This is a genomic window from Pseudomonadota bacterium, from assembly GCA_036141575.1.
GTDB lineage: Bacteria > Pseudomonadota > Alphaproteobacteria > UBA2136 > JAPKEQ01 > JAPKEQ01.
This window is the reverse complement of sequence record JAYZXF010000011.1, coordinates 210,843-229,604: the sequence shown is the minus strand read 5'-3', so window position 1 is coordinate 229,604 and position 18,762 is coordinate 210,843. Positions and strand designations below refer to the sequence as shown.

The window sequence follows — 18,762 nt, the reverse complement described above, 5'->3', positions numbered from 1 at the left end:
ATAGGACAGATATGAATACGCCTGTGCAAAGAAAGCCTAAACGTCGCGTCACGAAAATCACTTCGGAAGCGGTACTCGAAGCTCTAGGGCGCGCAGGCACTGTCATCTCTAAGCGAGACCTTGCCAAAATGATTGGTATTAAAGGTGAAGCGCCACGTAGAGATCTTAAAATTCTACTCAATAACATGGCTAAAAATGGCCAGATCACAATGCCAAACCGTAATGCGATCTCCCTACCTGATTTAGAAGATAAAACGTCTACTAAAGGCAAGCCTCGTATTATTGAAGTGATTGTGGCCGGCCTCACAGATGAGGGCGAACTGTACTGCAATACAGCAAACCCTAAACTTCAGGGCCGTTACCCCCTCATCATTACAGACGACAGCACTCTAGATGTAGGTGACCGTGCACAAGTGGTTCTCACTGAAACATCTAAAGGTGAGTTTAGTGCTAAAGTTGTTCAAAAGCGTGAAAAGAGCGGTGCACATGCACTGGTTGGTATCTATGAAAAACGCGGAAAATTTGCAACGTTCAGCCCAATTAGCAAAGAGCACCAAGGCCTTATTTTCTCACTTGAAGGCGCACCAGAAGATGATCTCGAAAATGGTGCCGTGATTAAAGCAACGCCTCAGCCTCACCAAATGGGCAAGCGCCCTATTGCGGATTTTGACGAACTTCTTGGTGAGAAAAAATCTCATCTTTACAGTATGGCTGCGCTTAATAACCATGACATTCCGCATGTGTTCCCAGAAGAAGTGTTGGAATATACAGAAAGCCTGAAAGCAGGCCTTACAGAAGAAGAAGAGAAAGAGCGCGAAGACCTACGTCACATTCCAATTGTGACCATTGACGGTGCCGACGCCAAAGATTTTGACGATGCCGTATGGGCAGAGAGGCTTGATAACGGTGATTTCCATGTCATTGTTGCCATTGCCGATGTTGCTCACTACGTGGCTGAAAAAAGCCCGCTCGACATGGAAGCCATTAAACGTGGTAACTCGGTTTACTTCCCAGATATGGTTGTACCAATGCTGCCTGAGCGCTTGAGTAATGACCTTTGCTCACTTCGCCCACTTGAGGATCGTCCTGTTATGGCTTGCCATATGACAATTGGTAGTGATGGTAAACTGAAAGATTACAAATTTACACGCGCGATTATCCACTCACATGCACGCCTGATTTACGAGCAAGTGCAAAAAGCCCTCGATGGTGAGTTTGATGAAAAGACAGAGCCACTGAAAGAAGAACTTTCTAACCTTGTTGGTGTTTACCGTGCCCTGTCTGAGGCTAAGCGCAAACGTGGTGCGATTGATCTAGATGTTCCTGAACGCCAAATTGTGATGAATGAAGGCTATGTTACGGAAATTAAAAAGCGAGACAGGCTTGATAGTCACCGATTAATTGAAGAGCTTATGGTGACAGCCAATGTTGCGACAGCCATGGCGCTCAGCAAAATTGGTGCACCTTGCCTATACCGTGTTCACGATGAGCCAAGCACAGAGAAGAAAGACAATCTGCAACAAGCGCTTCATCAGTACGGCATTACATTTAAACCAAAAAGCGCTGGCGTTGTTCCGAAAGACTTTGAAAGCGTGATTCGTCAAATTAAGCAAAAAGATGAAGCCGAAATGCTGATGACTGTGGTGCTCCGCAGCCAAATGCAAGCAAGCTATGACCCGCAAAACATTGGTCACTTTGGCCTTGCGCTCAGCCATTACGCACACTTCACATCACCGATTCGTCGTTATAGTGACCTTGTGGTACACCGTAGCCTTGTGAAGCATTTAAAACTGGCAGGTAAGGGTACATACTCGCTTAAACAGTCAGAACTCAACAAAACAGCTGAACACATTAGTATTACTGAGCGCCAAGCCCAAATGGCAGAATGGGAAGTGAAAGACCGCCTAATTGCTGACTTTTATGGTGATAAAGTTGGAACTGGCTTTAAAGGGCACATTACCTCTGTTCAGAAATTTGGCTTCTTTGTGAGTATTGAAGATGGAGCTGCAGAAGGCCTTGTCCCTGCGCGTACGCTTATGGATGACTTTTATGTTTACCATGAAAAATCACTCGTACTTGCTGGTGAACGCTCTGGACGCAGCTTTAAAATTGGTGAAGAAGTCGAGCTTCAGCTCACTGAAAGTAATGTGGTAACAGGTAAACTGACCTTTGTTCTTGCAGAGTTTGCAGACCAACAAAAGCCAAGAGGCGAGCGTCCACAGTATGGCAAAGGCAAGAAAAGCTTTGGCGATAAAGCCTTTAAAAAGAAAGAAGGCTTCCGCAAGAAAGACGGCAAAAAACCATTCTCTAAAAACAGAAAAAGAGCCAAATAGGCTCTTTTTCATTTCGATTTAACGCTTGAAGTACACTTCCTGGCAGAAGGGACGAAGGAATTCTTCAATAAAGTCCTTCCACGTCGAGGTACAGATCAGCGGCAGGTAATCTTCGGAACTTGGGGTTTCATTGGTTTTTACCACAAAGCCCATATCACGAATATTGCGCTTACCACGATCAATCAAGATCACATGTGCATAATAGATCATCGTGTTGATAATCAGTGAAGTCTTCTTCTTGGCTTCACGTGTTTGATTCAGAACATCGTTCATCGTCAAATGAATACCCAAAAAGCGACCAAAAACCAGCATACAAGCAATATCACGCTGCAACAGCCTTTCACTGTAGTGCACAGGCTTATCATCCTCTTCAATTCCCTTCACGTTCAGAACGGGAATCACAGGATAGTTAGAGTTGTGCTGATGAGGCGGTTGCCGTGTTGGTGTTGCCGTAATTTTAAACGTTGATTTACGGTAGCCTGTATGCTTTTCTGCATAGTCATCCGCGTCTTTCCAAGATTTTGCCACTTCATACATAAAGCGGATACACCCTACAAGAGCACGGTATTGCTTTTGGCTTTGATTCAACTTCAGATCACCATAATCACAAGCATCTACAATTTCCAAAAACTTGCCGGCAGTTCGCTTACCAACAATAACACCCACATCAAAGCGTTCTACAGAACCCTTCTTCTTGGCCATAGTTTTTCTCCATGAAAAGTAAAAATAGATGAGTCAGATTCTCTCAACATACAGAACTTAAGGCCTGCTTGCAAAGGAAAGATTCAACCTTAAAAAACGCCGTATACTAAAGCGTGTTGTTCACGCACCACTCCCTTTATTTATGACACCCAAAATACATATTTATGTTGCACCTAAAGAGGATAGCGATAGGATATCTCCATAAAAAATAAGAATAAGAAAAGAGGTCAACTCAAAGCCATGAACGTGATTCCACAAGAGACACTCAACTTTGATGAACTTCTCGCTAGTTTTTATACGGACGAGGCCATTGCTTTCCGCCCAGTGGAAACAATGATGCAAATTCACCCCTACCCAGGGGATGGCGGTTACGCCATGATTTCTGTAAAAAATTTCAGATACTTAAGCAACAGTGTTACCACTAAACTCCAATCATACGATGTGGACATTCAAGAAGAAGATGATAACGGTGTTGTACGCCTAACAGGTAGAAAAGACCTGATTATGCGTGTTCTATTTGGTGATGACCATCGCCTACAAGCTGTACCAAAAAGTGTGTTCTATTACGTAGACCGTGCTTTTGGTGCTGACCTGCCAGTAAGCCGTGCTCTTTACTTTGATAAACGAGTGGCTTTGCAAGTGCCTGCTCTAGATGACACACTTAAAGATATTCAGATTCAGCCACAAACACTTGTTATGTACGAAGCAGGCCTTCTTCATTTCATCCACTTTGAAAGTGAATTTGTGATTAAGCGCCTGAGCGTGATGACACTTACACGTGATATGGCTCGCGCCCTCATCGGTAAAGGTGTTTCTCTGCAACAAGCGCTAAACGAGCACCCAAGTGCCATCATCGAAAAAGAAGATGTGTACGTAAGTGGCGCAATTTACAACGAAAGTATCCCTTGTGACAAAAAAGGGAAGCCGCTTATTGCTCCAGATCCATTTACACATGGCTGCCGCAGCCTAGAAAAAGTAGAGGATCTTCTGCTTTCAACTGAACGTAACATTTACAACAGTGATTCTATTAAGACTCACCTTGGTATTGTGCGCTACATGCGTGACCTGAACACGCGCAAGGAAGAAAGCCAGCTGCCATTTATGAACATGACAGCCGATAAAGTTCTTGCGAGCTAAGTTTCATTCATAAAAAAGCCCTGCGTCATGCAGGGCTTTTTTATTCGATTTACTCAGCCTCTCTGGAATAAACCTCCAGCATAAGCTTTATAAGCATTTCGGAAATCAAATAGCTTGGGCAAGATTTACCTGAACTCCAAGAATTCCATGTGCTACCACCTACACCAACTTCACCAATAACCTCAACATACGCAAAAGGAGCGCCTTTAGAGAAGTTTCTACAAAACTCAGCAAAACCAGCTTCAAAAGCCTCCGGGTCAGCAAGAATACGCTCTGCTTGATCAGAAAGGGACTGATAAGACATAAAATGACTCCATTTCAGAAAAAAGAAAAGTTACAGATAGGAAGAAGAGTCAATTATGCTTCGAAATACAGGAATGTCAATCAATACCTGAAATCCCTTGTGCCACCTCACATATGTATACAACATGAAAGGTTGCTCGTGAAAATACCAGATGAGTCTCTCTTTAGGGAGTTTAAACTCGTGCCGCAAAACACGGTACAATTCAAGATACACATGGGAAAGAAGCCCTCTAAAAAGAGAGCTTCTAAAAGTTCCTCTAAACAGAAGGAAACCGTTATTTACTTTCCTCATCCACAGGAACCACATAAACCATGTTAGTTGTACCTGTGATACCGAATGGTACACCTGCTACAAGAACAGCAAATGAACCGCGGTGCGCAAGGCCCGCTTCATGAACAGCTCTCGCAGCTGCCTTAGACATTTGCGTGTCATTCTCAGGACTTCTTGTGACCATTGTGTTCAGTCCCCAAGTTAGAGCCATACGGCGCGCCACCGTTTCATACGGTGTGAGCGCAAGAATTGGCGCTTCAGGGCGCTGACGAGACATACGTACAGATGTTGTCCCTGATTCTGTGAAAGTCACAATTGCTGCTGTATCAAGTGAGTTTGCCACTTCAAAGGCTGCATTACAGATCGCATCTTGTACAACTGGCTGAACGTTAACACCACGTGCATCAACCAGAGGGCGCCAAGCACTTGAACGCTCAACACGCTGAATAATGCTATCCATTGTTTCTACAGCTTGTACTGGGTGGTCACCAGATGCTGTTTCAGCAGAAAGCATCAGTGTATCTGCACCTTCATATGTTGCGTTAGCGACATCAGAAACTTCTGCACGTGTTGGAGAGGCATTCTTAATCATGCTCTCAAGCATCTGCGTTGCGACAACAACAGGCTTACCACGCTCACGACATTTACGGATAAGACGCTTTTGGATAGACGGCACTTCTTCCAGTGGAACTTCCACACCAAGGTCACCACGTGCCACCATAATGGCGTCACTGACCGCAATAATGTCATCGATACGGTTCACTGCGTTTGGCTTTTCAATTTTCGCCATCACACCAGCTTGACCGTCTACAATTTGTTTCACTTCAAGAACGTCTTCAGCCTTTTGAACAAAAGACACAGCAACCCAGTCCACACCAAGAGAGAGACCAAACTTAAGATCTTTACGGTCTTTTTCAGTCATTGCGCGTACTGGAAGGTCAACATCTGGAAGATTTACCCCTTTACGAGAGCTAATAACACCCGTTGTAAGAACCGTACATTTTACGCTACCGCAATCGAGCTTTTCAGTTACGCGGAGCTTTACAAGGCCATCATTAATGTAAATGTGGTGACCTTCGTTAAGAAGCTCTAGAATTTCTGGGTGCGGCAAGTGCGCGCGCTCAGCGTGACCAGCCTCTTCATTGCTATCCAGAATAAAAGTGTTACCTTGCTCAAGCGTTACAGGCTCTGCCATTTCACCAAGGCGAATTTTAGGACCTTGAAGGTCTTGCAGAATCGCAATTGAGCGACCAAGGTCATTTTCTAGGCCACGAATTGTTTGGTAAGTTTTTTTGTGAATCTTGTGATCCCCGTGACTGAAGTTAAGGCGGAAACCGTCTGCACCAGCTTCAATCAGCTTCTTTAGCATTTCCTTTGAAGAGCTTGCTGGACCGATGGTTGCAAGAATACGCGCTTGTCTTTGTCTCATGGGGTTTTCTTAATCTTTTATTGTCATATCATCTTTTTTGCTACAGGTGGACACTCAAAGATATAAGAGGTGAACTTCAAGCGTTTACCAACCTTCATGCATCAGATATAGTAGAAATTACCGAAAAGTGCAAAGAAAGAGTGAAGGAATTTTCATGATCAAGCTTTTAAAACTTCTATGCTTTTTAAGTGAAAAGAAGGCAACACTATTATGGCCAACGCTTTTTGGCGCCCTCCTCTTTGCTGCACTCACAGCATCAAAAGATGAAGTTTATACTTTCAAAACAACACTTTACCTCAACAAAGAAGCGGTAACATCGCCTGTTTTGCAAAATGCATCTGAACAGACGCACACAAAGATTTTGAATGACACACTGACAAAAGAAAGCGTGATTGAAGCTGCCCTGACAGAATCAGGCTTTTTCAGCAGCCCATCAGAACTTGAGAAAGCGCAAATGGTGAAACGCTTTACAGACAGCACTTTCCTGGAAGTGCCACATAACGCAATGGTTCAAATTTACTACGAAGGCACAAAATCTGAGGGTGTAACAGATTATCTAGAAGCCCTTTCTTACGCCTTTATTAAAGAAACCCTTTCTCCAGAAAGACTCCGCATTGAGCAAAAGCTTGCCACACTTGCTGAGCAAGTGCAGTACTACTCAAACAAAGAGCGCAATGCCCGCATTCGCCTAGAAAATGAAAAGCAAAACGGCTCTAATGACCAAAACATTATTGCTGCGCGCTTTGAGATTGAACGCGCTCTTACGCAAATGGAGCTTGCACAAGAGGATTACGACATTCTGCTTGAAGATGCGAAACCACTTATGTCGATGACAATTACAGGCGCGAATGACCTTCTCTGGCCTGTAGAAGCACCGATTATGATTGCAACACCAAGCAAAGAAGAGATGATTCTACAAAACACGCTTCTTGGCGCACTTATTGGTCTGATGATTAGCTTCGGCCTAATTACTTGGAACCAGTTTAAGCACACAACAATTACACGTGATGAAGATGTACTTGCAGGGCTTGGCGTACGCGTCCTTGGTCGCATTCCTAACCTTGGGCACATCCATGTAGATCAAGGCAAAATGTCTATTGATCTGAAACCACAAAATTCTAAAAACAGCTAAGGGCACGCGTCATGGCAACAGAGACTAAGAAACCAGCAGCTAAAAAGAAAACAACAACCAAAACAGTGGCTGCAAAGAAATCACCTGCGAAAAAGGCTCCAGCGAAAAAGCCTGCTGCAAAGAAAGTAGCAACGGCACGCAAAGCTGCCCCTAAAGCAGCTGCACCAAAAATTGAAGCAGCGATTGATAACTCAAGCCTGCGCCCAACATCCTTTACTGAAATTAGCCGTGTGCATAAATCAGCTATGACAGCAGGTCGTAGCAGCATGGTTGTCACAGCAACGCGCCACGGTGAAGGCACAACAGTTCTTGCTCACATGCTTGCACTTCGCTCAGCTGAGTCAGGCAAAAAGACCCTTCTGATTGACCTCAACATGCGTAACAGCTTCCTCACGTCCCTTATGGGTAAAACGCCAACAAACTGGGGACTTGCAGGTCGCACGCAAGACGATACGCTGGAAGACCTTGTACATGCCACAGAAGAGCACCCGAACCTACACTTTATGGGCGCTCCGTCTGATGACATGAGTGTAAAATTCCTACGTGATATTCAACGCGCACGATTCTTCTTTGACGTGCTTGAGCGTCAATTTGATCACATTGTAGTGGATACCACGCCTGTAACAGCCCTGAACCGCTTTAACGTAGATAGTGCAATGCTTGGTGGTGCTGCAACACGTACCGCACTCGTGATCCTTTCTGGCAAAACACCGCTAGATGCTATTAAGAAGAGTGTGAAGATTCTTCAAGATGCAGGCGCCAACCTAGACGGCGTAGTCATGAATGACTGGCAAAACCCATCTTGGAAAGAGCGCCTATTTAAGTTTATTCGCCCACTACAAGATAGAACACCAGGACTATACAACTGGCTACAACACAAGATTATTCATAGCAAAGAGCTTGATTATTAAGCTTTAAAGGTTGACTTTACCCCACAAGTCCCCATAACATAACTGCATACAACTTGTATGCGTAACACTGGGAGCACGGAGGTAACTATGACACCCGAAACTTATGCACAAGAATCTCTCCAAGCGTTTAAACTTGCTTACAGGGCCACATCAGAGGAACTCGTTGATGACCTTTGCCGCCCGTATCGCACAGAAGAATTTCAAGCCCGCCTAGATGCTGGCGAAACTCCACTCAAAGAAGAATACAGTACTGAAGAGCAATGTCTTCGTGATGTTTGGAGCTACCTAGAAGCTGCTCACCATGAGCAAGCACGCAAAGGCCCTATTCCGCTGGAATATTTGCCCCATATCTATATGGTTGCCAAACAGCGTCAACTGGATGGTGCTGACTTTGAAACTGTCGTCACTGCTGTCAGCCATGATGGTAAAGAAGATGGTTTCATCAGTGACACAGGCTACAAAGCTTACATTGCAGAATCCTCACAAAGCCGCCGCCAATATGAACGCGACATGCGTGAAAAAGTGCGTGCAGACATTAAAGATATGGTCTGCAGTCACGGTTTTGACGGCGAACGCGTTGTTGAAGACATGGATGGCCTCACCAACCCTGAGGAATACCCAAACGGCATGACAAAGCTAGAATGGCAGCTTGAACACTTCAAAACACTGCCAGAGCGCGTTCAGCGTACAAAGATTGCTGATAAAACAGCAAACTCTTACGACAGCGTGCACAATTCTCCACCGAGCTTTGATGCTGATAAACTGGAATCTATCATTCCAAGCAGCAGAGACATGTTAGAAGCCGCAGGTAACCCTGCTGCACAGGTTGAGCTGTACAACATCATCCAAGAAGACTTGGAACTTGTGGTCGCAGCGCGCCGCGCGGAAGAAGCACAGGCCGAGCAATCGAGATAAAAGAAAGGGCGCCAAGGCGCCCTTTTCCATTTTTAGAAGATTTTATTCGTCACCTGTTCCAGGCGCCGTGCTTAGGTGATCCTCTTTATTCTCCTTATCTGACCAGTCATCAGCATCAGGTAGAGGCTCTTTAGCTTTGGTAATGTTTGGCCAGCTCGCTGCAAATTTAGCATTCAGGTCTAGCCATTTCTCTTCCCCAGCACCAAGCTCTTCATCAGATTTAATGGCTTCAATTGGGCACTCAGGCTCACATACACCACAATCAATACACTCATCTGGGTCAATCACAAGCATGTTTTCACCCTCGTAGAAACAGTCTACAGGGCACACTTCAACACAATCTGTATATTTACATTTGATGCATTTATCAATCACAACAAACGTCATAGCACTTTAACTCCTATCCATATCTAAAAAGTACACATTCCTTATACTCCTATAAGGCGCCGATTGGCAACACCCCCTCGCAAGATAAATGCCTGTTAGGTTTTTAAGAGACGTAATTTGAACTATACTGGATAAATGTATATAAGAGAGGTATAGCCTTGACAGTAAAACAGCGACCAGTAAGAAAACTGGCACTTGGTGCCTGTTTGGTGCTGTTTGCAAGCTTTTTAACACCTCAAACCTTCTCAGCGACGCCAGATTCTCAAGGTTTTGTGATGATTGGCGCACAAAAAGTGCTCACACGTGCACAGCAAGTGGCAGAATCTGAGCGTATTGCAAAGGAAGCTCTCCCTGAAAGTTTACGTAATGATATGTTTCTGAGGTCGCTTAGAAATCGAGACAGTGTATCACCGCCAGCATCAGCGCCAACCAATGGTAAAATGGATGCTCCAATTACTGTTTATGAGTTTGCAGACTTAAGTTGCTCATTATGCGGTACAAAGATGCAAACGATTGATAGCATCCTTGCAAAAGAAGAGTTTGAAGGCAAAATTAGACGTGTCTACGTACACTCACCAGCAGATAAATTCACACCAACAAACCCAAGCGCGTTTTACAGTAAAATTGCACAAAACAGCGGTAATTTTTGGGACTTTAGAAAAGATATGGTTGCCGCGTCAGGCCGTAGCGATGCCGACATGGTGAAGTTCTTGATAGATCAAGGTGTATCAATTTCTGTGATTCGTAAAAACTTACGAGAAAACACAAGACAGTTTTACAAACAGCTCGATGAAGAGGCCTCAGCAGCAAGAACAGTTGTACGTGGCGAACTACCGTTTTATATGGTGAACGGCCTGACTGTAGGTTCAGCTCTTACTCTTGAAAACCTAGAAGATTTCATCAGATACGAAATTGAACAAGTGGAAACGAATCCGCAACCATGAGTCAATTTCAAAACCAACTCCAAACCATTCAAGACGATATTTCTGCTCTCAAGACAGAGATGGCAATTTATAATGCTCCAGAAAGTATTCAACTACCGCCATACCCTGCTTATAACATTCCAAGCCACTATCAAGACCTGAAGAAATACCTAAAAGATATTATTGCAAACGATATTACAAGGTTGAGCGAGTCCCCTCGTCCTGTAGGTGAGTATGTTCCTCAACAAGCCTTCATTAAAATGTGGTTTAAAAAATACAGTAATAATTTGAAGCCGGCTTCTTATCTTAAGGCAGAACAAGAAGAGGAAACTGCTCCAAATCCTAAAGATAAAAAACCACAAAGAGCGCAAAAAACACAAACCCCTCACGACAACCAAGAGGAAGTATTTAAAACAATTCAAGCAGAAGCTGAGTACCTCGCCAATAACGCAAAAAGACTTGGCCTTAAAACACAGTCTATTCCATTGATTACACGCGCCTTAGAAATGGCTCGAGAACTCCGCCTTGGTGAAGCTACGGCATCTATGCGTAAAGTGAGCAAAGATCAGCTTAGTAACCGTATCACATCTTTTATTGCGGCCCAATTCCATTACTGGCGTGCTATTACAGGACATACAAGCAGCCTTCCAGATGCAAGAAATGCCGCTAAACAATCTGCCATTTACAATGACAAATTTGATCATGATGTTTCTTATAAGTACCGCTACATTAACATTGTTACGGAAGCAAACTTTAGCCCTGAAAAAACGCTTGAAAACATCAGGGAATATCACATTCTTGATACAGAACCACTGCAAGGAAAAGAAGGATTTAAAGCTGATCAATCTGTCGCTCTAAAAAGCTTTATTGTCCTTTCTGAGATTCCAACTAAGTACTGGCAAACATATGAGCTGAGTAAACTTATTGAGCTTGTAAAACATGTACCATCTGGTGTGATTATTTATATACTCTTCTTTAGGGAAGCCATTCTCAAGGAACTCGAGAATAAAAACCCGACCTTTGAAATCTTCAGTGAGATTGAAAAGAGCATTGCCCGTGCTCACACAAATTACAAAAAAATAAAAGGCTACGTTGATACCTGCAAGCAATATGCTGAAAAGCCTGATGTATGGACCCTCACAAACAAATATGTGCGTGATATCTTTAAAATTGCCCCAATTCCAGATTTCTACGACATCATGCTATTCTGCAGTCTAGATGGCCGTAAATTTACACAAACGGCAAGTATTGAGGAAGTTCTCCTACAAAACAAAATGCCTAACTTTAGCTATTGGAGAAACTGGTCAAGCTGCATCTGTGCGGATGAGCGCATCTATAGAATTGATGCTTACCCATTTAGACTTGTGGCTCTCTCTCTGCCTATTTATGAAAAATTTGGTGCCCTCCTTGAGGAAGCAAAACGCGAAGAGCAACGTGCTACTCCTAAAAACATTGCTGAAATTAGAGAGTATTTAGCGCCTTTCTCTTACAACAGGCTCTTAGAGGTAACAAAAGGTAAAAATGCGAAAGCACTCTTCCCTGTAGATATTGCTGAAGCCTCCCATTATATTTCCACTGTAGGAGAACATCCTGAACCAAACATTGCACCATCGGTTTTACTTGGACAGCGCGCTCGCAAAGGTGGCTTCCATAACATTGATGAAATCTTTGCTGCATTCGTTGGACACAGTAAAGTACTGGTACATGACGAGATTGGCCTTCCCAAACGCATTGAGCTTGCTGAACGTAAACTCAAGAAGAGCAACTTCATGAAACTGAAAGATGGTGAAAAGGGCTTTTCTGGAAAAATGCAGTACCATGTACGTACACTTTGGTGGTTCTATTTTGGCCTTCTACCGCTAACTGGTATTACCTTTACTGCTGTTGCCTCAAGCAGTTCTCGCCTTGAAGCCATCCAAACATTCTTTGCCCTTCTTGGTGGATTTGTTGGTCTAATTATCATCATCAACTTCCTCTCTTCTGCAAAAAAATAGCATACAAGCCTTTTTTTACTTGCACTTATTTGCCAGATGGGCTAAATACAGGTGTTTTTAAATGTTTTTAAAGGGAGAAGACCCGTGGGTAGAAATGCAAACGCGATTTACATCAAGCTGGAATCAACGGCGATTAACCCAGCGACTGGCCGTAAAACAGGCTACTACTACGTGACAACTAAGAACCCACGTAGTCAGAACACAACTGAGAAACTTGTATTCCGCAAGTACGACCCAGTTGTGCGCAAGCACGTTGAATTCAAAGAGACTAAGCTTAAGAGCTAGTTCTTATTTCAAGCTTTAAAAAAGCAGCCTTTAGGCTGCTTTTTTGTATGTGCAGGTTTTCCCTACCCCACGTTAAGGTCCACATAGACTGGCACATGGTCAGAAGGCTTTTCTACGCCGCGCGGCCCTTTATCAACTGCCACATCTTCAGCCTTCTCCATAAGAGAACTCGTCAGGTAGATATGGTCAATACGCCACCCTTTGTTACGTGCAAAGCTGTTTTGACGATAATCCCACCAACTAAAACCAGGCTCTTCAGGGTATTTTTCACGGAAGCTATCAACCATACCCCAGTTTTTAATATCATCCAGCCAGCCATGTTCTTCAGGTGTAAACATGCAGCGCACACCTACTTTTTCTACGTCATAAACATCAATTGCTGCCGGTGCAATATTCATATCTCCACACAAAAGCACATCTTTTGAAGGGTCATATTCCCCCTTCAGCATCTCCATAATTTTGCCGTAAAATGCTTCCTTAAAAACAAACTTCTCAGAATCTACGGACTCCCCTTGAGGTACATACAGGTTAATAATCTGCACACCCTCACATTCACCACGAATCACACGCGTTTGCTCATTCAGGTCTCCATCAGGAAATCCGCACTGAATGTTTGTCATCTCTCTTTTTGTAATAAACGCAACGCCGTTATAGCTTTTTTGACCATGAATATGGCAGGTATAACCCAACTCCTCAAAGAACGCTTTTGGAAAGTCTTCATTCACAACTTTTGTCTCTTGCAAACAGATTATATCTGGGCTTTTCGCTTTAATCCAAGCTTTTGCATGCTCTAGACGTGTTCTGATTGAATTTACATTCCATGTTGCAACTCTAAGGCTCACCTAATCTCTCCTAATTTGCTTTGCGAGTAATAAGACGGGTATGTTACCATCCTATTTACGCGGAATCCCATAAATTTTAGAGAAAAACTCGCGAGTAAAAAGATGCGCCCTAAAATATTAATCATTGATGACGATACATCTCTTGCAGAAATGCTGGCTCTTCACTTTGAAGATCAAGATTATTATGCAGATGTGTGCAATACTATTGCTGCTGCAAATGAAAAGCCTTTCAATGACTATGATGCGATTTTGCTCGACCACCATCTCACCGATGGCCTTGGTCTAAACTTCCTAAAAAGACTAAAAGATGCTCAGGTAACAGCCCCTATTATCATGATGACAGGTAAGCATGATATGGACCTTGCCATTGAAGCCCTACGCCTTGGCGCACTCGACTATATCCATAAGCCACTGGATATGGAAAGCCTAGACCACCTCATTAGCAGCCATATTCAAAGCCAAAAAGCGACTGAAACTGAACATATTATAGCTATTGAAGCAGCCAATCCGAGTATACTCACCCCCAAAATTGTAGGATCACACCCTGTCATCCTTGAAACAATTAAGAAAATTGCTCTCGCTTCCAATAACACATCCTCTGTATATATTTATGGTGACCAAGGCACCGGAAAACGTCTTGCATCAAGAGTGATTCAACATTACTTCTCTGAAGAATCGCAAATGACATATATTCAATGTGCAGACGAATTTAACATCCCAAGTCACGCTCAATTTGTGGTTTTCGATCAGGTAGAAAAGCTCTCTCAGCATATGCAAGCTTACGTTCAATCTTGGATACTCTCGCAAGATGCGGCAACGCCTAAGATCATTGCGACATCAAGCTGTAGCCCGCACGAACTCAAACAAAAAATTTCAGACCCACTCTGCTCTAAGCTTATGGATATGCAAATCCATATTCCTGCCCTTAAAGAGCGTGAAAGCGATATCCCTGCCCTAGCAAGCCATATTGCCGCCCAACTGATTTACAACCTTAATAGCCCTGTCACTGGCATTCATAAAGATGTGTTTACCCAGCTTGAACAAGAAGAATGGCGCGGCAACGCAGCAGAGCTTCAATCAGTTCTTTCACATGCTTTGCAGATTACAAAAACACACATTATCGATCTAGAGAGCATTCAAACAGCTATTAAAGAGGTTAAAGCAGAGCAAACAGCCCAACAAACAAGCAGCATGACACTCAATGCCAATGCAAACCTCCAAGATATGGAAGAAACCCTAATTGTAGAAACTCTTATGCACAACAAGGGGCATAAAAGCAATACAGCTGTAGCCCTTGGCATTTCACGACCTGCCCTTGATAGAAAAATTGCAAAATACAACATCAACGTTCAGCAGATCAAACAGCAGATCTCATGAATAAACGTATTCACCTTAAATTTGAGCATCCCCTTGCAACCCCTGGTGCATCATGGGTCTCACGCATAATCCTTGCAGCAAGTCATGCATGCCTTGCTGCTCATGCCTTACAAATGTTCATGAGCAATCTTACTTATTACATTCTAATCACCCTAACTCTGTTTATTATTGAACTTATTAGAAGAAATCCTGATGCAAAACCTTATGTAAAAGAATTGTTTTTAAGAATTTGTTTACATATTTTCCTTCTAGGAACCTTTATTGGCACAACTTATGCTCTTAATTTTAAGATCGATCAAACTGTTGTGAATGCGTTTCACATGTCAATGTTTTTGCTTATGTTTTTAAATTTATACGAGGCAGTTGAAACATTCCGTGGTAGAATTTCGATCAGAGTTTTGAATAAAAATAAATAGATAAGACTTGTAAACTTAAATGAAATCTAAACTAATTCAAGTGTACCTTCCTCGCATTTTTACCGCGTTGATCTTCATGGTATTTGCAAGCTTTCTTCACTTTTCATTTAATCAAAATACACACGTCAAATGGCTTGAGCACACAGCATCTTATAGTAAAGCTGGCGAGCTTGCCTTTAACAAGTGGATTAGAGAACAAGCCAAAGAAATTGATGGCCTCGCCCAAAAGCCTGAACTTTCACAATACATGTCAGAGCCTGATAACCCAGGATCAATCAATGGGATTAAGGTTCTTCTTAAACAGTTTAGTTATATTACAGGCATCAAAAACCTCTACACATACTCTCTACTTAGCAAGAACCAACCCTTTATTCCTGTTGATTCTGCAATGCCCCTACCAGAAGAGACACAAGAAATTTTAAAGAAGATTGCAGCACAAGAAAAAGAACAGCTTTTCCTTATCACAAATATGGGTACATCGCCTTACTTTGTTATTGGACAAGTGGTTGCCACAGAACTAGGCACAGCTACAGGATATGCGTTCTTCCTTACACCTGCAGGCCTTGTTTTAGACTCTCTCAAAAAAGACGTCTTTAACCTAGCTCACAGTAAGGATATGTTCTTCCAAGTTCACCAACATCATGGTGGACAGCACCTTGCTACATTCTCATTTGAAGATGATGTGATTCATGGACATTCATTCAACTCCATTTTCAACTCACCACTCAATGAGGATTTCATTGAAAATCCAGGTACATTTGAGCTTGGAGAACATGGTACAGTCCTCCTAAAAACATCTCAGCCGAACGAATTTGACCATATCGCCTATAGTGCATTTGTTCCTGAAGAAGCTCTTGCTGGGTACAGCAAGTTTGCCAAAATTCTCACATGGAGCATTGCAACACTCCTTTCACTCCTTATCATTTTATGGCCAGGTAAAGGGCCAATTGAGGTTATTAAAGACAAGTTTCTTGAGCAAGGCATTGCAAAAACCAAGAAGCTTGGCGCAGAATCTCGTGGCTCATACACACAAACGGCAGCAGACTCTAAAAAGCCTCAAAGAGGGCCTGATAAAGCCCCTAAAGATCTTAAAGATAAAGAACATGTTATTGCCTATAGCATCCGCACCGCTATGAAAGAGCAACGTTTTGCGCTCCTATACCAGCCAATTGTGGATGTAAAGACAGGTAGCCCAATTATGTATGAAGTGTTCTCACGCATTATTGATGAGAACGGCAATGTAATGACGCCAGATATTTTTATGCCTGTTGCCCACAAAGAGAACATTGTCCACCTCATTGACCAAGGTGCCATTCACACAGTATTTGATAAACACCTCAAGCTTTCAGCTCAAGGCCTTCCTGTTCCTCTCTCAGTTAACCTTTCAGGTGATACCTTTGAGAACATTGCCTTCCTAGAAAACTTCATGAAGAAAATTACAGGTAAAAATGCGGCCCTCAGCAAAAAGATTGTCTTTGAATTGAACTCTCGCGAAATCATTGAAGATAAGAACGTTATGAAGTTTATTCGTGAGTGTCACTCTATGGGTGTACGCTTTGCCTTTGACTACTTTGGTGGTGGCGCTAACACCATTAAAGCTGCCAAAGCTCTTAAGCTAGACTTTGTCAAAGTCAACGCGTTCCACTTCCCAATCACGGACAGAGAGAAACTGAAAGAGCTCATTATCATTGCTCAAACAGCAAAAGAAGTCGGCATTCCACTTATTGCAGAGCGCGTTGAAGATCAGCAGTTTATTGCTCTATGTCAAAAAATTGGTATTGAACTGGTACAAGGGTTTGGTATCGCTAAGCCTTCTGCAAGCCCAACATATAAGCCTGCTGCTTAACCTTACTGAGAGTTTTGAACCTTACGCATAATAAACCCACCAACACGGGTCACCATATCCACGCGGTGCACAACTGAGTTCACTTCTTCGCGAATAATTTCTTTCGCAATAGACTTAGCAAACTCGCCAGTATCATCTTCAGCGTTTAGAGCCAGTTCTGCTTTTTTCTTAGCAACAAAGTCAGAAACATAGGCCTCACTAAAACCAGCTTGACGCATGGTGACTTCTAGTTCAGCAATATCACGCGCACTAAGCTGTATATCTTTAACAGAGTTAAACTTCTTCATCGCTTCACGCTGCTTTTGCATATCTTCCAGTGTATAGAGAGCACGATCCAAGCTTGTAAGCTCCTCAACAAGCACAGGGCCTTCTGCACAACATTCAACAGAGGAGACTTTAGCAACTTTGCTGGCGTATGGCGCAACAGGCTCAATCGCAATGGTCACAGCACACACACCGCCCATAAGAACCATAAAGAGTCCCCAAGAGAAAAAGCCGCTAGATTTAGCGTTATAAGCCGTTTGCGTTACGTTGCTATCAATTGTTTGGTTCATGAACTCTTCTGTCTTTCCTCTATAGTTTATTGTAGCAAAAAAACAGACACCCCTAAAAGGGGTGTCTGCAACAATCGCTTTACAGATCCATCAGTACAGCTGTGGCATCTGTTGGAAACGGGTTTGATTTGAGAAGCAGAGCTTCTTTCAAACCGTCCAAACCTTTCTGAACAACCAACTGAGCTGCCGTCATTGCTGCAAACTCAGAGCGGTCATCCAGTTTTTGGAAGCACCCATCTGTCATAGCCAGAATTTTGGCACCCGTATCCAAGTGGTAAGAGACATCCATAGTATCGGCAACAAGCACCTCATCCATAGTTGGTTCACCATTCAAAACAGCAATACCACCGTGCTGGTTGTACAGCAGGGCACGGTTATGAGCGATCATCTCATTTTCGCGCCGTAGCACTTCCTGCACAGAGTGACCTTCTTCCAAAAGTTTGGCAGCAGAAACCCAAGTTTGCTGCTTCTTTTTTGCAGGATCAATATCACTGAACTGATCACCTGCCAAAGAAATCACTTTTCCGTCTGCAAGAATGAGAAATAGAACACAGTCTGCACCTTGCACCCAAGTCAGAAGACCGTCACGCACCATCGCCACAGCAAAAGCAGAAGCAGGCGCATTCACTTTCCGGTTCAAAAGCGTATTAATGCCTTCGTTACTCAGAAGTTGTGGCCACATATCCCCATAAGCATAATTGGTTCTTTGAAGCAAAGCACCAAGCGGTGCCATAGGGTTATCAAGAAGTTGTTGAAGCAGCTCTTGCTTCAACCAGTTAGATACGAACTTATCACTCGGAAAGCCTGCAACGGTTTTTAGGTCTGCATGCGGGGAACGCGCCCCATCAAACACACCGCAAACACGGGCATCATTAAACGGGGATGCAATCCAGTCATCGCCGCTATATGTTTCGCCTTCCTTGGAAAAGTTCTCACCAATAATAAAGAGAGTTTCCATGTCTCCCATGAGAGAACCTCGTACATTTTGAGAAAAGAAAAGAAGAT

18 protein-coding genes are annotated in these 18,762 nt (G+C 43.3%); 11 read left to right on the top strand and 7 right to left on the bottom strand.

Going from position 1 to position 18,762, the window contains the following annotated elements:
- Window positions 1–11 precede the first annotated feature (11 nt).
- Window positions 12–2,333: a ribonuclease R gene (gene rnr / locus VX730_05545; protein MEC9291850.1), complete on the top strand. Its 2,322-nt coding sequence runs from the start codon at window positions 12–14 to the stop codon at window positions 2,331–2,333.
- An 18-nt stretch (window positions 2,334–2,351) separates the two neighbouring features.
- On the opposite strand, the gene VX730_05540 is transcribed toward rnr, so the two are convergent.
- Entirely contained in the window at window positions 2,352–3,035 is a 684-nt protein-coding gene (locus tag VX730_05540; protein MEC9291849.1) for a hypothetical protein, read from the bottom strand.
- Between the two features lie 240 nt (window positions 3,036–3,275).
- Here VX730_05540 and VX730_05535 point away from each other — a divergent pair, with 240 nt between their 5' ends.
- On the top strand, window positions 3,276–4,172 hold the full coding sequence (locus tag VX730_05535; GenBank protein ID MEC9291848.1) for a hypothetical protein: 897 nt from the start codon (window positions 3,276–3,278) through the stop codon (window positions 4,170–4,172).
- A gap of 49 nt (window positions 4,173–4,221) precedes the next feature.
- Here the strand turns inward: VX730_05535 and VX730_05530 are convergent, their stop codons facing one another.
- Complete coding sequence (locus VX730_05530; protein MEC9291847.1) at window positions 4,222–4,476, bottom strand: hypothetical protein; 255 nt, start codon at window positions 4,474–4,476, stop codon at window positions 4,222–4,224.
- A gap of 274 nt (window positions 4,477–4,750) precedes the next feature.
- Entirely contained in the window at window positions 4,751–6,175 is a 1,425-nt protein-coding gene (gene pyk, locus VX730_05525) for a pyruvate kinase (GenBank protein ID MEC9291846.1), read from the bottom strand.
- A 154-nt stretch (window positions 6,176–6,329) separates the two neighbouring features.
- On the opposite strand from pyk, the gene VX730_05520 reads away from it, so the two are divergent.
- The 3 genes from VX730_05520 (at window position 6,330) to VX730_05510 (ending at window position 9,133) form a co-directional block, all read left to right on the top strand.
- Entirely contained in the window at window positions 6,330–7,307 is a 978-nt protein-coding gene (locus VX730_05520; GenBank protein ID MEC9291845.1) for a hypothetical protein, read from the top strand.
- An 11-nt stretch (window positions 7,308–7,318) separates the two neighbouring features.
- Window positions 7,319–8,218, top strand: coding sequence for a CpsD/CapB family tyrosine-protein kinase (locus VX730_05515; protein ID MEC9291844.1), 900 nt, complete (start codon window positions 7,319–7,321; stop codon window positions 8,216–8,218).
- An 87-nt stretch (window positions 8,219–8,305) separates the two neighbouring features.
- Window positions 8,306–9,133: a hypothetical protein gene (locus VX730_05510; GenBank protein MEC9291843.1), complete on the top strand. Its 828-nt coding sequence runs from the start codon at window positions 8,306–8,308 to the stop codon at window positions 9,131–9,133.
- A 42-nt stretch (window positions 9,134–9,175) separates the two neighbouring features.
- On the opposite strand, the gene fdxA is transcribed toward VX730_05510, so the two are convergent.
- Window positions 9,176–9,520, bottom strand: coding sequence for a ferredoxin FdxA (gene fdxA / locus VX730_05505; GenBank protein ID MEC9291842.1), 345 nt, complete (start codon window positions 9,518–9,520; stop codon window positions 9,176–9,178).
- 158 nt (window positions 9,521–9,678) lie between these two features.
- On the opposite strand from fdxA, the gene VX730_05500 reads away from it, so the two are divergent.
- From VX730_05500 to rpmG, 3 genes are all read left to right on the top strand, one after another.
- Window positions 9,679–10,464 carry a thioredoxin domain-containing protein gene (locus VX730_05500; GenBank protein ID MEC9291841.1) on the top strand — a complete coding sequence of 262 codons (786 nt, stop codon included), beginning with the start codon at window positions 9,679–9,681 and terminating at the stop codon, window positions 10,462–10,464.
- Window positions 10,461–12,437, top strand: coding sequence for a hypothetical protein (locus tag VX730_05495; protein ID MEC9291840.1), 1,977 nt, complete (start codon window positions 10,461–10,463; stop codon window positions 12,435–12,437). Before VX730_05500 ends, VX730_05495 begins: the two co-directional genes overlap by 4 nt.
- 111 nt (window positions 12,438–12,548) lie before the next feature.
- Window positions 12,549–12,722: a 50S ribosomal protein L33 gene (rpmG, locus tag VX730_05490; protein MEC9291839.1), complete on the top strand. Its 174-nt coding sequence runs from the start codon at window positions 12,549–12,551 to the stop codon at window positions 12,720–12,722.
- 62 nt (window positions 12,723–12,784) lie between these two features.
- On the opposite strand, the gene xth is transcribed toward rpmG, so the two are convergent.
- The gene (gene xth, locus VX730_05485) at window positions 12,785–13,564 is read right to left on the bottom strand and encodes an exodeoxyribonuclease III (GenBank protein MEC9291838.1); all 780 of its coding nucleotides are present in this window, start codon (window positions 13,562–13,564) and stop codon (window positions 12,785–12,787) included.
- A 102-nt stretch (window positions 13,565–13,666) separates the two neighbouring features.
- On the opposite strand from xth, the gene VX730_05480 reads away from it, so the two are divergent.
- Genes VX730_05480 through VX730_05470 form a run of 3 tightly spaced genes read left to right on the top strand, consistent with a single transcriptional unit; the run spans window position 13,667 to window position 17,203 of the window.
- The gene (locus VX730_05480) at window positions 13,667–14,941 is read left to right on the top strand and encodes a response regulator (GenBank protein ID MEC9291837.1); all 1,275 of its coding nucleotides are present in this window, start codon (window positions 13,667–13,669) and stop codon (window positions 14,939–14,941) included.
- Complete coding sequence (locus VX730_05475) at window positions 14,938–15,357, top strand: hypothetical protein (GenBank protein ID MEC9291836.1); 420 nt, start codon at window positions 14,938–14,940, stop codon at window positions 15,355–15,357. Before VX730_05480 ends, VX730_05475 begins: the two co-directional genes overlap by 4 nt.
- A gap of 19 nt (window positions 15,358–15,376) precedes the next feature.
- Complete coding sequence (locus VX730_05470; GenBank protein ID MEC9291835.1) at window positions 15,377–17,203, top strand: EAL domain-containing protein; 1,827 nt, start codon at window positions 15,377–15,379, stop codon at window positions 17,201–17,203.
- Between the two features lie 2 nt (window positions 17,204–17,205).
- Here the strand turns inward: VX730_05470 and VX730_05465 are convergent, their stop codons facing one another.
- Window positions 17,206–17,757, bottom strand: coding sequence for a hypothetical protein (locus VX730_05465; protein ID MEC9291834.1), 552 nt, complete (start codon window positions 17,755–17,757; stop codon window positions 17,206–17,208).
- A gap of 79 nt (window positions 17,758–17,836) precedes the next feature.
- Window positions 17,837–18,724: a hypothetical protein gene (locus tag VX730_05460; GenBank protein ID MEC9291833.1), complete on the bottom strand. Its 888-nt coding sequence runs from the start codon at window positions 18,722–18,724 to the stop codon at window positions 17,837–17,839.
- Between the last annotated feature and the right edge of the window lie 38 nt (window positions 18,725–18,762).

Bases quoted from the DNA above. Each gene is read 5' to 3' on its own strand.
- VX730_05495 (MEC9291840.1), top strand. From the start codon at position 10,461: ATGAGTCAATTTCAAAACCAACTCCAAACCATTCAAGACGATATTTCT.
- VX730_05515 (MEC9291844.1), top strand. From the start codon at position 7,319: ATGGCAACAGAGACTAAGAAACCAGCAGCTAAAAAGAAAACAACAACC.
- rnr (MEC9291850.1), top strand. From the start codon at position 12: ATGAATACGCCTGTGCAAAGAAAGCCTAAACGTCGCGTCACGAAAATC.
- VX730_05460 (MEC9291833.1), bottom strand. From the start codon at position 18,724: ATGGGAGACATGGAAACTCTCTTTATTATTGGTGAGAACTTTTCCAAG.
- VX730_05540 (MEC9291849.1), bottom strand. From the start codon at position 3,035: ATGGCCAAGAAGAAGGGTTCTGTAGAACGCTTTGATGTGGGTGTTATT.
- VX730_05530 (MEC9291847.1), bottom strand. From the start codon at position 4,476: ATGTCTTATCAGTCCCTTTCTGATCAAGCAGAGCGTATTCTTGCTGAC.
- fdxA (MEC9291842.1), bottom strand. From the start codon at position 9,520: ATGACGTTTGTTGTGATTGATAAATGCATCAAATGTAAATATACAGAT.
- VX730_05465 (MEC9291834.1), bottom strand. From the start codon at position 17,757: ATGAACCAAACAATTGATAGCAACGTAACGCAAACGGCTTATAACGCT.
- pyk (MEC9291846.1), bottom strand. From the start codon at position 6,175: ATGAGACAAAGACAAGCGCGTATTCTTGCAACCATCGGTCCAGCAAGC.
- VX730_05480 (MEC9291837.1), top strand. From the start codon at position 13,667: ATGCGCCCTAAAATATTAATCATTGATGACGATACATCTCTTGCAGAA.
- VX730_05535 (MEC9291848.1), top strand. From the start codon at position 3,276: ATGAACGTGATTCCACAAGAGACACTCAACTTTGATGAACTTCTCGCT.
- VX730_05510 (MEC9291843.1), top strand. From the start codon at position 8,306: ATGACACCCGAAACTTATGCACAAGAATCTCTCCAAGCGTTTAAACTT.
- VX730_05475 (MEC9291836.1), top strand. From the start codon at position 14,938: ATGAATAAACGTATTCACCTTAAATTTGAGCATCCCCTTGCAACCCCT.
- VX730_05470 (MEC9291835.1), top strand. From the start codon at position 15,377: ATGAAATCTAAACTAATTCAAGTGTACCTTCCTCGCATTTTTACCGCG.
- VX730_05520 (MEC9291845.1), top strand. From the start codon at position 6,330: ATGATCAAGCTTTTAAAACTTCTATGCTTTTTAAGTGAAAAGAAGGCA.